Source organism: Dyella sp. (genome assembly GCF_035508675.1).
Classification (GTDB): Bacteria; Pseudomonadota; Gammaproteobacteria; order Xanthomonadales; family Rhodanobacteraceae; genus Dyella_B.
Genome location: NZ_DATJMN010000264.1, coordinates 1 through 13,221 on the forward strand (window position 1 = coordinate 1; position 13,221 = coordinate 13,221).

Sequence of the window (13,221 nt, forward strand, 5' to 3'; positions counted from 1 at the left end):
CACACTTTTTTTAAAAAAGCGCGACACAGCGCTGCCACTCATTCCTTGTCAGCGTCATTACCTGTGAAACAGCCCTGCTGAATGCGCTCGCTGGATGACAGGCATCGATTTTCTCAAGTACGTCCATCGGCATCTTGCCGAGACGGCTTGGCGTTTCGCTCGGCGCCTCATCCTTCACGCCATGAATCCGCAATTGGTGATTGCTGCCGCGCACACCCCCTATTTGGACAATGCTCCGAACTTAAGGACGTAGCGTGATCCTTCGTAGGTTGGCGGAGAGCGCAGCGAACCCCAACATTGCGATGCGTTCTGCATGGCAATGTTGGGGTTCGCTGCGCTCACCGCCAACCCGCTTCGATTCTGGCTTAAGCTCGGAGCATTGCCTACTTGGACCGATCGCCGTTTTGCACCGCTCCGATGCTTAGCATCTTAGTAATGATGCTAAGCAGGAAAAAAAAGAGCCGCTTAGGCAAATAGCAATAATCCTAAAACCCGTGACATACCGAAGTGCATTGCGACCATGAATATCGCGTTTTTACTACACCTCATTCGTATCACTGGTATTGAACCGCAGACACAACGCCGCGCGAGCGCGAAGTGCTGCCTTGCTTCCTCGCGGGCAGATCGATTCCTAAGATTGCGCAAAATTTTCGCGCAACATCAACCTGATCGGCACGCAAAACCAGGTTGCAACGCAAAATTGTGGTGTTCAAAGCCATAACGAACTGCGCAAGATCAGCCGCGCTATCGGTGATCTGTCATCACGACACGTGCTCTCGCAGCTTGCTGGTGAAGCGTAACCGAAACCCCAGCGGCGTGATGGGTGCGGCAACGTTGGGGTTAGGCTGCGCCTGCGTTATCTAACGCCATCTGGCATTTCGAAAACGAACTTCGCGATTTCCTTTTTTTCCGCGCAGAGAGCGCCAAGCATCGAGAGTGTCGGTAGTCAGTGCCCCAGCACCGTGACGGTTACCTTGCGCTGGTGTGGATCCAGGCGATGCTCCCACAGATAAATCCCTTGCCAGGTTCCCAACTGCGGTTTGCCGCCATGCACAGGAAGGGTGAGGCTCACACCAGTAAGGATGGCGCGCACGTGTGACGGCATATCGTCGGGGCCTTCGGCATCGTGCTGGAAGATCGCGTCGCCGTCGGGTACGGCGCGGGCGAACCAGCGCTCCAGATCGGCACGCACGGCCGGATCGGCGTTTTCGCTGATCAGCAGCGAGCAACTGGTGTGCGTGGTGAAGAGGTTGACGATGCCGGTGTGCACGCCGCTGGCGGTGACCAGTTCCGCCACCTTATCGGTGATCTCGCTGAAGCCGCGACCACGCGTGTGTACGGTGAAACCGTTCTGCGCGACATGTTCCGCGGGTGTGGCTCGGCTCATGGCGCACTCTCCTCATGGATATAGCAGGCGGCTGGTCCAGGTCTGGCCGTGGCGGTCCCAACGCACGCGTTCGTGCAAGCGGAAGTTGGCGCCGTACCAGAATTCGATCATGTCCGGCTCCACCACGTAGCCACCCCAGTGCGGTGGTCGCGGTATGTCATGATCGGCGAACTGTTGCTCATAATGCGCCACGCGCTGTTCGAAGGTCTCCCGCGCGGCCAGGGTCTGCGACTGCAGCGACGCCCACGCGCCGATCTGGCTGCCACGCGGCCGAGAGGCGAAGTAGGCATCGGATTCCTCGACCGGCACCTTGCGCGCCGTGCCCTCCACGCGCACCTGCACGCCTTCACGCAGTCGTTTCCAGTGGAAGCACAGGGCAACCTGCGGGTGGGCATCGATCTGTTCGCCCTTGTCGCTCTCGTAATTGGTAAAAAAACGAAATCCGCGCTGGTCGGCCCCTTTCAGCAGTACGATGCGCGAGCTGACGCGGCCCGCGGCATCGACGCTGGAGAGGTTCACGGCGGTGGGCTCTGGATCGCCACTGGCCACGGCCTGGTCCAACAAGGTGTTGAAAGTGTCAAGGATCTCGGGCTTCAGCATGGGATGATCTATCAGGGTCTTGAATCGTAGCCAGCGCACGTCATGATTACGCGATGAAGGATGATGCTAGCACGCAGAACGACGCCCTCGCCGGCCACCTGCTGGATCATTACGCCGGCCGCATCGCGCGGGTGCAGCGGCCATATGTGCTTGGCCTGTCCGGCCTGCAGGGCAGCGGCAAGAGCACCCTGGCGCGTCTGATCAAGATCCAGGCCGAGCATCGGGGCTGGCCGACCGAAGTCCTCTCGCTGGACGATTTCTACTATTCGCGCAGTGAACGCGAGACGCTTGCCCACCAGGTGCATCCGCTGCTGAAGACGCGCGGCGTGCCGGGTACGCACGAGATCGAGCTGCTGCTTTCGGTGCTGACCGCCCTGCCGAATGCCTCGGAAAAATTTCCGGTGACCTGGCCGCGTTTCGACAAGGGCCGCGATACGCGCATGCCACCTTCACGTTGGCCGCGCGCCACCCGGCCGCCGCGCCTGGTGGTGATGGAAGGCTGGGCGCTTGGCCTCAGGCCGCAACTGGAAAGCGCGCTGGAAGAACCGGTCAATGCGCTGGAGCGCCAGGAAGACCCGGACGGCCGCTGGCGCCATTGGGTCAACAAGCAGCTGCGCGCCTATCAGCCGCTGTGGCGCAAACTGGATGCGCTCATCGTGCTGCAGGCGCCGAATTGGGAAGTGATTCGCGAGTGGCGCAGCGAAACCGAGAAGGATCTGCTGGCACGCGGCGCGCCGCTGGCCATGGACGCGGCGGCCATGCAACGATTCCTGCTTCACTTCGAACGGCTCAGCCGACACGCCCTGGCTACCCTGCCGGTGCTGGCCGATACCTGCGTGGAATACGACACCCATCATCACGTGATGGGGCTCAGCCACAACTGAGTTATCTCAGCCAATGGACTTGCCTTCCGTCGCATTTCGGAAAAGTTCTATTGTCCGACTGACGCGCCTCGCCATAATCGACGAACAGCAAATCCTGGTGAAAGCCGTCCTGCCATGCAGACGATTCGCTCGCGTTTTTCGTCAAAGACCAGGACCCAAGACGATTCGCTCGCGTTTTTCGTCAAAGACCAGGACCCAAGATGCCACACCATCCACGCATATAGGACGCTGCGCCGCTGCCGAGTGATTTCATGGCACAGCTGGCAGCGGTAGGGAAAACACTCAAGAGCCGCGCAGCATGATGTCCATCAAATCACCCCATGAAACCCCTTCACCCAGCGACCGCCACGTACGCGTAGCCATCGCCGACGACCATCCGCTACTGCTGGCCGGCCTTGTACACGAACTGCAAGGACAGGCGGATATACGCATCGTCGGCACTGCCAGCAACTCCACCGTGCTGGTGGAACTGCTGGAAAAGCACCCCGTCGACGTCGTCATTTCGGATTACGCCATGCCCGGCGGCAGCCATGGCGATGGCGTCACGCTGTTCAACCTGCTCCGCCAGCGCTTCCCGTCGGTGCGCCTGATTGCCTTGACCATGATGAGCAATGCCGACGTGATTCGTGCGCTGCTGGCTCAAGGCGTCAGCTGCATCCTCAGCAAGGCCGATCCGCTGGAATATCTCACCACGGCGCTGTACGCAGCACTGGCCGGCAAGCGCTATCTTTCGCCGAGCATCGAGGCCGTCGTGCAGAAGCATGGCATCCAGGGCGGCGGTTCATCCTCGCGCACGCGCCATTTGTCCACCCGCGAGCTGGAAGTGGTACGACTGTACGTGTCGGGCTTCACCATCAGCGAAATTGCCCGGCGCCTCGACCGCAGCAAGCAGACAGTTAGCACGCAGAAGATGAGCGCCATGCGCAAGCTCGGCATCACCCGCGATGCCGACCTCATCAAATACGGCATCGAAGAGCAACTCACCTCACAGAGTGCCGAGCAACATTACGAAGTGAAACGCCGGCCGGCGCCCGACGCATCGAAAAGTTAAGGCAATACCAGCATTGCCGTCGTCGCGAGACCAGCTAGTTATCCGGCTGGACAGCGCAACCCAGCAGCGCTGCATATCCCTTGCGCGCGTCCGGCCAGCGAAAACGAAAGCCGCCGGCCTTCAGCCGTGCATTGCTGAGCCGCTTGCTGCCCACACCTGCCGGGGCTGGACCATCAGGAGCCTTCGGCGCATTGATCAAGGCGGCTAGATCGTCATAGAGAACATCCAGCGGCAAAGGGGTATCGTCCGCCCCCACGTATACCGTTTCGTGATCGCGCAGCATGAGCAAATGCTCGATCGCCGCCGCTGCATCATCCACGTGAATACGGTTGGCCCAATGCCTGGATTGCCGCGGCACACTGGCCTGCCCCGCACGCAGACGATCGATCAGCTGCGTGCGCCCTGGCCCATACAGGCCGGCAAGACGCAGCACGATCGCGTCGACCGGATAATCCTGCAGCTTCAACTCCGCTTCGCACAAAATCCGGCCGTTGAAGTTCAACGGTGCGGGCGGTGTCGCTTCATCCACCCACTCATCCGCATGCTCGCCATACACGGCACTGGACGACACGAACAATACGCGCTGCAACGATGCGGTATCCAGGGCATCGAGCACGTTACGCAGGCCGTCGAGAAAAATGGCGCGGTAGACCTCCGGCTGGCGCGCATCCGGAGCCGGCAAGAAGACTAGCCGGGTGATCCCTGCAGGCAGGGCGGCGAGTGTGTCCGCATCAGCCAGATCCGCCGCCAGCCACTGAATACCATCATCGCCGCCGGGTGGGTGGCGGCGCAGTGCATACACCTGGTCGCCCCGTGCCAACAGCAAGCGCGCCACGCGTTCGCCCAGATCGCCACAGCCTGCAATCAAGATGCGTTCGGCCATCCATCCACCTGCCTGTCGGCTCGCTTGCTAATATCCACCCATGAATCCTTCGTGCAACCTGTTCCTGGTCGGCCCCACCGGCGCCGGCAAGACCTCGATCGGCCGGCAGCTCGCGGGGCGTTATGGCATGCCGTTTGTCGATCTCGACCAGGAAATCGAACGACTCACCGGCGTCTCCATCGCCACCATCTTCGATATCGAAGGCGAAGCCGGCTTTCGCCGGCGCGAGCGCGCCATGCTGGAGGAGTGTAGCGGCCAACGTGGCGTGCTGTTGGCGAGCGGCGCCGGTGCGGTGCTCGATCCGGCCAACCGGCGCACCCTGGCCGAACGCGGCTATGTGGTCTGGCTGCAAGCCACGGTGCCGGCGCAGTTGCAGCGACTTGCGCTCGACGCCTCGCGCCCGTTGCTGGCCGATGCCGACCGCCATCAGAAACTGGAAGCCATGGCTGCCACGCGCACCTCGTTATACGCAGAAATCGCCGATCTGGTCGTCGCACCCGGGCCAGACAACGAAGGCGTCGCCGCCGCCAGCGAACGCTGCATGGCCTTGCTGGAGCGGCACTGGAACCGACAAGCCGCATGATGAACACGACCACGCCTCAAGCCACCATCCCAGTCACGCTCGGCGAACGCAGCTATCCGGTCTGGATCGGCCGCGGACTGCTCGACGATCATGCGCGCTGGCGCGCCATGCTGCGTGGCCGGCATGCGCTGGTGATCAGTAACCACACCGTCGCGCCGCTGTACCTGGAGCGCGTGGCACGTGGATTGGATGGCCTGCGCTGGTCTTCGTTCCTGCTCGATGACGGCGAAGCGCACAAGAGCTTCGCCAATGTCGGCCTCGCACTGGAAGCGCTGGCCACCCTCGGCGCAACACGCGATGCCTGCGTGATTGCCCTGGGCGGCGGCGTGGTGGGCGACCTTGCTGGTTTCACGGCAGCCTGCTGGATGCGCGGCATCGACTTCATCCAGATGCCGACCACCCTGCTGTCGATGGTGGATTCTTCCGTCGGCGGCAAGACCGGCGTCAACCTGCCTGCCGGCAAGAACCTGGTGGGCGCGTTTCATCAACCGCGCGCGGTGGTCGCCGATATCGGTACGCTGGACAGCCTGCCTGTACGTGAATACCGCGCCGGTATGGCCGAAGTCATCAAGGGCGCCGCCATCGGCGACGCGGCTTTCTTCGGCTGGCTGGAACAGCACGCCGATGCGCTCGTCGCGCGCGACGAGACCGCGCTCGTGCAGGCCATTGCCACCAAGGTGCGCTACAAAGCCGGCGTGGTGGCACGCGATGAAACCGAACAAGGCGAACGTGCGCTGCTCAATCTTGGCCATACGTTTGGCCATGCGCTGGAAACGGCAGGCCACTACACCACGCTGTTGCATGGTGAAGGCGTGGCGGTCGGGATGCTGCTGGCTGCCAAACTTTCGGAACGCTTGGGGATGAGCCATAGCGCCGACACGTCGCGACTTGAACATTTGCTCAAGGCTATGGGTTTGCCAACCCACGTTCCCGGCGACTACAACCCGGAGCAGCTGTTGGCCTTGATGCGGCTGGATAAAAAGAACACCGCCGGTACGCTGCGATTGATCCTGTGGCGTGGTATCGGACGCGCGGAAATTATCGCCGGTGTCGACGAAGCAGATGTGCTCGCCGTACTGCGCGAAGCCGTGTAAGAGGGACAGAATCATTCAGGCGCGCGGCGCCAACGTATTTCACTTCCATGCGAGAGATAACGTCATCTAGCGATGCTTAACGCTTTGCAAGTGAGTTGTTGACGTTCTTTGAGTGCATCGTGGTAGAGACTTCCGGCTCTGCGGATTTGCATAACAATCTGCGGAATGAATCACATTTCAAACGCCGCACGACGAGCTTTACTCGCTTCGCTCGCTCAACGCATCGGTAAGCCACAACACCACATTCCGGTCGCCGATTCAGGGCCGCTCAATTGGCAAGCGTTGAAATCAGCTTCTCTGCAAGACGAAGCTCGACATCGGTGAAGCAATCCATCGATTCAGGATCGCCGCGCTCGCATCTCCTTGCAGTTGAAATCAAAGGGTCTGCATCTGCCTGCTGGATAAAACGTCATGGACACCCCCATAGCCGCCTTCGCTGACAAGCTGCCCCTCTCCCTCTCCTTACCACCTCGTCCGCACATCGACTTTCCCTGGCCATCGGCTTGCGCACCCAACGTCGAGCAAATAGAAAGCACCATGCTCGACTGGGCCAAGTTGCATGGATTGTTTCTCAATGAAGGGCATCGCCGCCATGCTGTCCAAGCCTGCTTGGCCTGGCTGGCGGCGCGATGCTATCCCCATGCGGAACGCCGACTGTTGCAAGTGCTGGCCAACTACATCGCTTGTCTTTTCCTGACGGATGACATACTCGTCGATCATATCCATGGCGTCTCCGCATCCACCGTTCCACCCTTGGCAGCCATTCTGGATGCGGTGGATTTCAATCGCCTGGGAGAGCACCCAGCCTACGGAGAGTCCGCGTGGCTGGACGTGTGCCAGCAACTCAGGCAATTGCTTCAGCCGGAACACTTCGAGCGATTTGCCAACGGCATACGATTGTGGGCAACCGCGGCGGGCCTGCAGATTCTGGTCCATTTGAACGGCGCCCCTCCGACTATGCAAACCTACATATCCATCCGGCGATATATCGGGGGCATGCCCTCAACGCTTGCGCTGATCGATCCGGCCAACGCAGCCCCTCTTTCCGCGGCGGTTCACTGCCGACCGGACGTGCAGCAACTTGACCTTCATATCAACAACATCGTCTGTTGGAGCAACGACGTCCACAGCTTGAACGCAGAAATAAGACAACCTGGTCACTTTTGGAGCATGGTGACCGTCTATGCCGCCCAGGATGGCTCGTTGCAAAGTGCCGTCAACCGTACCGTTGCACGAATAGAGGGGGAGATCGATCAATTCCTCACCCTCGCGGCCACCATCGAACAAAGCGCAGATCTGTCGTTGTGTACCTATATCGCAGGCACGAAAGACTGGATTCGCGGCTATTTGGACTGGGTGGAACACGATACGCAGCGCTATTCGCCCCCATGCATGGAAGATGCGTGAACGATTGCGGTCCAACCCTTCGGGCTTGACCCTCCAAACCAAAGCACCCCAGACCCCACCAGGGGCTGTACGCCATTGAGTGCCCATAAGCACAAGAACTTATCCGCCCTCGCTAGCCGAGCTCCAGCCCTCTAAAATGGCGTGCCTGCGGCTTTGCCGCCGTACCGCCATACTGGACGCCATGCGCCTTTACCTGCAAACCATGCCTGCTTCGGCCGACCCGCCGCGCTATGTCCAGATCGTACTGGAGCAAGATCTGCTCGGCGGCTGGACGCTCTATCGCGAGTCCGGCACGCAGGGTGGCCGCGCCACGCTCAAACGCGATCAATACCTGGAACGCGACGAAGCCATCGCCGCCTTCGAAAAAGTGCGCGATGCCCAACTCAAGCGCGGCTACCGCGTGGTCTTTGCCCAAGGGGTCGATGGCCCCTACGGACACCGATAAAACATGTCCATAACACTAAAGAATGATCGCCTGCTGCGCGCCCTGCGCCGCGAGCCCGTCGATACGACGCCCGTTTGGGTGATGCGCCAGGCCGGCCGCTACCTGCCCGAGTACCGCGCCACGCGCGCCAAGGCCGGGAGCTTCATGGCCCTGGCCACCAACCCCGAGCTGGCCTGCGAAGTCACCTTGCAACCGTTGCAGCGTTACGCGCTGGACGCCGCCATCCTGTTCTCCGACATCCTCACCATCCCGGATGCGATGGGCCTGGGCCTGTCCTTCGCGCAAGGCGAAGGTCCGCAATTTGCCCATCCGGTTCGCACACGCGCCGACGTGCAGCGCCTTGGCGTCCCGGATATGGAAAGTGAACTGCGCTATGTGATGGATGCCGTGCGCCTGATCCGCCGCGAACTGGCCGGGCGCGTACCGCTGATCGGCTTCTCCGGCAGTCCCTGGACGCTCGCCTGCTATATGGTGGAAGGCGAAGGTTCGCGCGATTTCGCCACCGCCAAGGCCTTGTGCTGGAACGATCCTGCGCTGGCGCATCAGTTGCTCGACACCCTCGCGCGCTCGGTGGCCGCCTATCTCAGCGCACAGGTTGCCGCCGGTGCGCAAGCCTTGATGATCTTCGACACCTGGGGCGGCATGTTGGGACCGTCGGCGTTTCGTGAATTCTCATTGCGTTACTTGGCGCAGATCGTCGACACGCTCAAGGCCGATGCACATGCACGCGAGGTACCGCTGATCCTGTTCTCCAAAGGCGCGAATGCGCATCTGGCCGACATGGTCCGGACCGGCTGCGCCGCGCTAGGCGTGGACTGGACCATCGATCTCGGCGATGCACGCAAGGCGGTCGATGGCCAGGTGGCCCTGCAAGGCAATCTCGATCCGGCCGTATTGCGCGCCAGCCCTGCGGTGATCCGGCGCGAAGTGCAGCGGGTGCTCGACAGCTACGGCAAACATCCCGGACACATCTTCAACCTTGGCCACGGCGTGACGCCGGAAGTCGACCCCGAGCATGTGAAGGTGCTGGTGGATGAAGTGCATGCGTACAGCCGTGCCTTGCACGCCGCGTGATGACGGATGAAGTGCCGAACACTGAAGCTCGGCGACTTCACGACGCGCGCATGTCCTCCAGTTCCATCCCGCGCGTTTCGCGCACGGCACGCATCACGAACAACAGCGATACAAACGCAAACAAGGCGTACAAGCCATACGCAAACGCCAGCCCGACCTGTGCCAGCCACGGGAACGTGCTGGTAATGACGAAATTGGCCACCCATTGCGCCGCAGCGGCCACCGCCAACGCGATCGCACGAATGCTGTTTGGGAACATTTCACCCAACAGCACCCACACCATCGGCCCCCAGCTCAAGCCGAAGCACACCACGTAAAGATTGGCGGCGACCAGCGCAACCATTCCCCACGGCGCCGGCAAGCTCAATGAAGCGCCGCTACCCACCGCCTGCGAAAAACACCACGCCATCATCGCCAAGGTGATGGCCATGCCGGCCGAACCAATCAGCAGCAACGGCTTGCGCCCGATTTTGTCCACCAGCGCAATCGCCACCAGGGTCACCAGCACATTGACGACGGAGGTAAACACGGTGATCGAGAACGAATCGGCCTCGCTGAATCCCACCGAGTGCCACAGCGTGGACGAGTAATAGAAAATCACATTGATGCCAACAAACTGCTGGAATACCGACAGCAGAATGCCCACCCACACGATCGGCAACAGCCCGCCGCGTGGACCGCGCAGGTCTTTCAAGGTCGGCCGATATTCGACCTTCAGGCTATGCGCGATGTCGTTGATCTTGGCATCCAGGGCCTGGTCGCTGTGTAGATCGAGCACCTTGGCCAACACCACGCGCGCTTCGGCAGGGCGCCCACGCGCCACCAGATAACGCGGCGATTCCGGTACGCCCAGCACCAATACGCCATAGATCAGCGCCGGCACCGTCGCAACCAGGAACATCCAGCGCCAGGCTTCCAGGCCAAACCAAAGTTTTCCCGCTGCGCCGCCAGCCATGTTCGCCAGCCATGCATCACTGAGCAGCGCCACGAAAATACCGAGCACGATCGCAAGCTGCTGCATCGAACCCAAGCGGCCCCGCACGTTCGCCGGCGACACTTCCGCGATATAGGCCGGCGCGATCACCGAAGCGACGCCCACGCCGATGCCGCCGATCACGCGCCAGAACATCAGACCCGCCACACCGTGCACCAGGCCCGATCCAATCGCGCAGAGCACCAGAAACAAGGCCGCCACCTGCATGGTACGCACACGACCCAGGCGATCGGCCAGCGGCCCCGCATACCACGCGCCCAGCGCGGAACCGAGCAAAGCGCAAGAAACAGCGATGCCGATCTGCCCCGCACTCAGGCCGAAACCATGACGCACCGCATCAACCACACCATTGATGACGGCCGTATCGAAACCGAACAGAAACCCGCCGATCGCCGCCGCCGCGGCAATCAGCACAACCCTGGCTGTGGTGCGCGACTCTTCCCCCTGCGCCGCGCTCGCATTGCTCGTATTCAAGTGCATGGGCGCATGCTCCCCGCATGATGGCTTCACGTGATGGGCGATTCTGCGCACGCTTCGCAGCCCTGTCCGACTGAATACGTATGCAGAGGCGAAACTCTAGCAGCCGCCGCATCATAGGCGCGTTCAGTCTTGCCGGAAAACGTGTAGGTTGGGGTGAGGCGCAGACGAATCCCAACGAGAAATGCGCATGGCAGCGTTGGGGTTCGGCTGCGCCTCACCCCAACCTACGTCGCTAACCCTTGCCCCGAAGGGGAGAAGGAATGGTTTCCACCGGCGCCGCAAGCTCGAAGAAACGCCGCACATCAGCGACATCCCGCGTCCGCGGCATCGGCGGGAGGCTTTTGAGAAACAGCTTGCCATACCCCTTGGAAGTAAGCCGCGGATCGCACAGCATCAACACGCCGCGATCATGCACATCGCGAATCAGGCGCCCCGCTCCCTGTTTCAGCGCAATCGCGGCGGAAGGCACCTGCCAACCCATGAACGGATTGATGCCCGCCTGCTCCAGTGCTTCGAGACGTGCCTGCAAGACAGGATCGTCCGGCGCGGCGAACGGCAGTTTGTCGATCATCACCACCGACAAGGCTTCGCCGGCCACATCCACGCCTTCCCAGAAGCTGGCTGCGCCAAGCAGCACGCCATGACCACTGTGGCGAAACTCTTCCAGCAATTGGTGCCGCGGCGCATTGCCTTGCACGAACAAGGGCCACGGCACGCGATCGGCCAGCAAATCGGCTGCGCGGCGCAACGCACGATGTGAGGTGAACAGCAGGAACGCGCGGCCGTTGGACGCCTCCAACACCGGCAGCGTGGCATCGATCACCCGGTCGGTGTAATCGCGCATCGCCGGATCGGGCAAGCCTTCCGGCAAGTAGCACAACGCCTGCCGCGCGTAATCGAAAGGACTGTCGAGACTCAAGGTCTGTGGATCGTCCAAGCCGAGCTGGCGTGCGAAATGATCGAACTGTCCCGCAACCGACAAGGTCGCCGAGGTATGAACCCATGCCGCATGCGTGCGTTCGCGCATCGCGCGCAGCGGCGCGGCCAGATCCAGCGGCGTGGCATGCAGCGCGAAGCCGCGCGGGAACAGTTCATACCAGCGTACGTCCTGTTCGGAAGACGTTTCGGTGATGCGGTCCAGTCGCTCGCTCACGTGCACTGCACGCTCATGTACGTTCATCAGACCGCGCGAACGCTCCGCCTGCGAAGCAAGCGCATCGGTCAACGCGGCCAGCACTTCGCTCACGTCACGTAGCGCTGCCGGCACGCCGTCACGCCGCAGCAATTCATGGAAAGGACCTCGCGCAGGCAGGCTGTCGATCGCCAGCCGGAACTTGCGCACCGCTTCCTGCAATGCCTCGACCGGCTCCAGCACCAGGCTGATGGCGCCGGTGACACCATTGCATTCGGCCAGCGCATCCTGCGCCAGCTCGGTGAGCTGGCGCGCGCTGATGCTTTGCGAGAAGAACTGCCCGGCGAGTTCCGGCACCTGGTGCGCCTCGTCGAGAATGAAGGCCTGCGCGCCCGGCAGGATTTCGCCGAAACCTTCCTGCTTCAAGGCCAGATCCGCGAACAGCAGATGATGATTCACCACCACCAGATCCGCTTCCTGCGCTTCGCGGCGCGCGGCGATCACGTGGCAATCGTCGTAGAACGGACACTCCACGCCCAGGCAATTCTCCGGCGTCGAGGTGACGCGCAGCCACAGCGGCGAATCCTCCGGTACCTCCGCCAATTCCATGCGATCGCCGCGACGCGTACGCGCGGACCATGCACGGATTGCCGCCAGCTGCGTGGCCTGGTTACGATCGAAACTGGCGCCTTCGCGCACCGTCTGGTCGAGACGATACAAGCACAGGTAATTGGCGCGACCTTTGAGCAGGGCCGTCTTCAGGCGTGCGCCAAGCACCGAACGCACCTTGGGTATGTCGCGGAAAAAAAGCTGATCCTGCAGCGCCTTGGTACCGGTAGAAACGATCACCCGCTCGCCCGACAGCATCGCCGGCACCAGATAGGCATAGGTTTTACCTGTGCCGGTACCGGCTTCGGCGATGAGCGCTTCGCATTCGGCGATGGCGTGCTGCACCGCGCGCGCCATCACCTGCTGCGCAAGGCGCGGCGCGAAATTCGGCAGTTCGCGGGCAAACGGGCCGTCGGCGCCGAGCAGTGCGCCGATGTCGTCGGGGTCGGTCATCGGCACAGTATCGCGCAGCCGTGCGCTGTGCGAAACGGACGGACTTGATAACCGATGACGAAGTCGCGCGTAGGCTGGGAAGAAATCCCGGCACCGCCATGCAAGCCTATGCGGGGATTCGGCTTCGCCTCGTCCCAGCCTACGA

Annotated in this window: 12 protein-coding genes; 7 read left to right on the forward strand and 5 right to left on the reverse strand. The window is 61.8% G+C overall.

The window, feature by feature from the left end; genetic code table 11:
* Nucleotides 1-946: 946 nt before the first annotated feature.
* Entirely contained in the window at nt 947-1,387 is a 441-nt protein-coding gene (locus tag VMA74_RS13730) for a secondary thiamine-phosphate synthase enzyme YjbQ (RefSeq protein WP_325367871.1), read from the reverse strand.
* Nucleotides 1,388-1,399: 12 nt separating this feature from the next.
* The gene (gene pdxH / locus VMA74_RS13735; protein ID WP_325367873.1) at nt 1,400-1,987 is read right to left on the reverse strand and encodes a pyridoxamine 5'-phosphate oxidase; all 588 of its coding nucleotides are present in this window, start codon (nt 1,985-1,987) and stop codon (nt 1,400-1,402) included.
* A gap of 53 nt (nt 1,988-2,040) precedes the next feature.
* Here pdxH and VMA74_RS13740 point away from each other — a divergent pair, with 53 nt between their 5' ends.
* Together VMA74_RS13740 and VMA74_RS13745 are read left to right on the forward strand one after the other, a co-directional pair.
* Nucleotides 2,041-2,871: a kinase gene (locus VMA74_RS13740; RefSeq protein WP_325367875.1), complete on the forward strand. Its 831-nt coding sequence runs from the start codon at nt 2,041-2,043 to the stop codon at nt 2,869-2,871.
* Nucleotides 2,872-3,169: 298 nt separating this feature from the next.
* Entirely contained in the window at nt 3,170-3,922 is a 753-nt protein-coding gene (locus VMA74_RS13745; RefSeq protein ID WP_325367877.1) for a response regulator transcription factor, read from the forward strand.
* 34 nt (nt 3,923-3,956) lie between these two features.
* On the opposite strand, the gene VMA74_RS13750 is transcribed toward VMA74_RS13745, so the two are convergent.
* Nucleotides 3,957-4,805 carry an NAD-dependent epimerase/dehydratase family protein gene (locus tag VMA74_RS13750; RefSeq protein WP_325367879.1) on the reverse strand — a complete coding sequence of 283 codons (849 nt, stop codon included), beginning with the start codon at nt 4,803-4,805 and terminating at the stop codon, nt 3,957-3,959.
* A 40-nt stretch (nt 4,806-4,845) separates the two neighbouring features.
* Between VMA74_RS13750 and VMA74_RS13755 the strand changes: the two genes are divergently transcribed.
* The 5 genes from VMA74_RS13755 to hemE all read left to right on the forward strand — a co-directional run bounded on the left by VMA74_RS13755 (nt 4,846) and on the right by hemE (nt 9,408).
* The gene (locus tag VMA74_RS13755) at nt 4,846-5,388 is read left to right on the forward strand and encodes a shikimate kinase (RefSeq protein WP_325367881.1); all 543 of its coding nucleotides are present in this window, start codon (nt 4,846-4,848) and stop codon (nt 5,386-5,388) included.
* Complete coding sequence (gene aroB, locus VMA74_RS13760; protein WP_414649613.1) at nt 5,385-6,482, forward strand: 3-dehydroquinate synthase; 1,098 nt, start codon at nt 5,385-5,387, stop codon at nt 6,480-6,482. Before VMA74_RS13755 ends, aroB begins: the two co-directional genes overlap by 4 nt.
* A 411-nt stretch (nt 6,483-6,893) precedes the next feature.
* Nucleotides 6,894-7,889, forward strand: coding sequence for a terpene synthase family protein (locus VMA74_RS13765; RefSeq protein ID WP_325367883.1), 996 nt, complete (start codon nt 6,894-6,896; stop codon nt 7,887-7,889).
* 181 nt (nt 7,890-8,070) lie between these two features.
* Entirely contained in the window at nt 8,071-8,334 is a 264-nt protein-coding gene (locus tag VMA74_RS13770) for a WGR domain-containing protein (RefSeq protein ID WP_325367885.1), read from the forward strand.
* 3 nt (nt 8,335-8,337) lie between these two features.
* Nucleotides 8,338-9,408, forward strand: coding sequence for a uroporphyrinogen decarboxylase (gene hemE / locus VMA74_RS13775; RefSeq protein WP_325367887.1), 1,071 nt, complete (start codon nt 8,338-8,340; stop codon nt 9,406-9,408).
* Between the two features lie 37 nt (nt 9,409-9,445).
* On the opposite strand, the gene VMA74_RS13780 is transcribed toward hemE, so the two are convergent.
* Both VMA74_RS13780 and VMA74_RS13785 read right to left on the reverse strand, forming a co-directional pair.
* The gene (locus tag VMA74_RS13780; protein WP_325367889.1) at nt 9,446-10,882 is read right to left on the reverse strand and encodes a sugar porter family MFS transporter; all 1,437 of its coding nucleotides are present in this window, start codon (nt 10,880-10,882) and stop codon (nt 9,446-9,448) included.
* A gap of 232 nt (nt 10,883-11,114) precedes the next feature.
* Nucleotides 11,115-13,076, reverse strand: a complete 1,962-nt coding sequence (locus tag VMA74_RS13785) for an ATP-dependent DNA helicase (protein ID WP_325367891.1) — start codon at nt 13,074-13,076, stop codon at nt 11,115-11,117.
* Nucleotides 13,077-13,221 lie beyond the last annotated feature (145 nt).

What these genes read in the sequence shown, in the direction of transcription:
- aroB (WP_414649613.1), top strand. Translation starts at nt 5,385, where the DNA reads ATGATGAACACGACCACGCCTCAAGCCACCATCCCAGTCACGCTCGGC.
- VMA74_RS13770 (WP_325367885.1), top strand. Translation starts at nt 8,071, where the DNA reads ATGCGCCTTTACCTGCAAACCATGCCTGCTTCGGCCGACCCGCCGCGC.
- hemE (WP_325367887.1), top strand. Translation starts at nt 8,338, where the DNA reads ATGTCCATAACACTAAAGAATGATCGCCTGCTGCGCGCCCTGCGCCGC.
- VMA74_RS13730 (WP_325367871.1), bottom strand. Translation starts at nt 1,387, where the DNA reads ATGAGCCGAGCCACACCCGCGGAACATGTCGCGCAGAACGGTTTCACC.
- VMA74_RS13740 (WP_325367875.1), top strand. Translation starts at nt 2,041, where the DNA reads ATGAAGGATGATGCTAGCACGCAGAACGACGCCCTCGCCGGCCACCTG.
- VMA74_RS13755 (WP_325367881.1), top strand. Translation starts at nt 4,846, where the DNA reads ATGAATCCTTCGTGCAACCTGTTCCTGGTCGGCCCCACCGGCGCCGGC.
- VMA74_RS13785 (WP_325367891.1), bottom strand. Translation starts at nt 13,076, where the DNA reads ATGACCGACCCCGACGACATCGGCGCACTGCTCGGCGCCGACGGCCCG.
- VMA74_RS13750 (WP_325367879.1), bottom strand. Translation starts at nt 4,805, where the DNA reads ATGGCCGAACGCATCTTGATTGCAGGCTGTGGCGATCTGGGCGAACGC.
- VMA74_RS13780 (WP_325367889.1), bottom strand. Translation starts at nt 10,882, where the DNA reads ATGCACTTGAATACGAGCAATGCGAGCGCGGCGCAGGGGGAAGAGTCG.
- VMA74_RS13745 (WP_325367877.1), top strand. Translation starts at nt 3,170, where the DNA reads ATGATGTCCATCAAATCACCCCATGAAACCCCTTCACCCAGCGACCGC.
- pdxH (WP_325367873.1), bottom strand. Translation starts at nt 1,987, where the DNA reads ATGCTGAAGCCCGAGATCCTTGACACTTTCAACACCTTGTTGGACCAG.
- VMA74_RS13765 (WP_325367883.1), top strand. Translation starts at nt 6,894, where the DNA reads ATGGACACCCCCATAGCCGCCTTCGCTGACAAGCTGCCCCTCTCCCTC.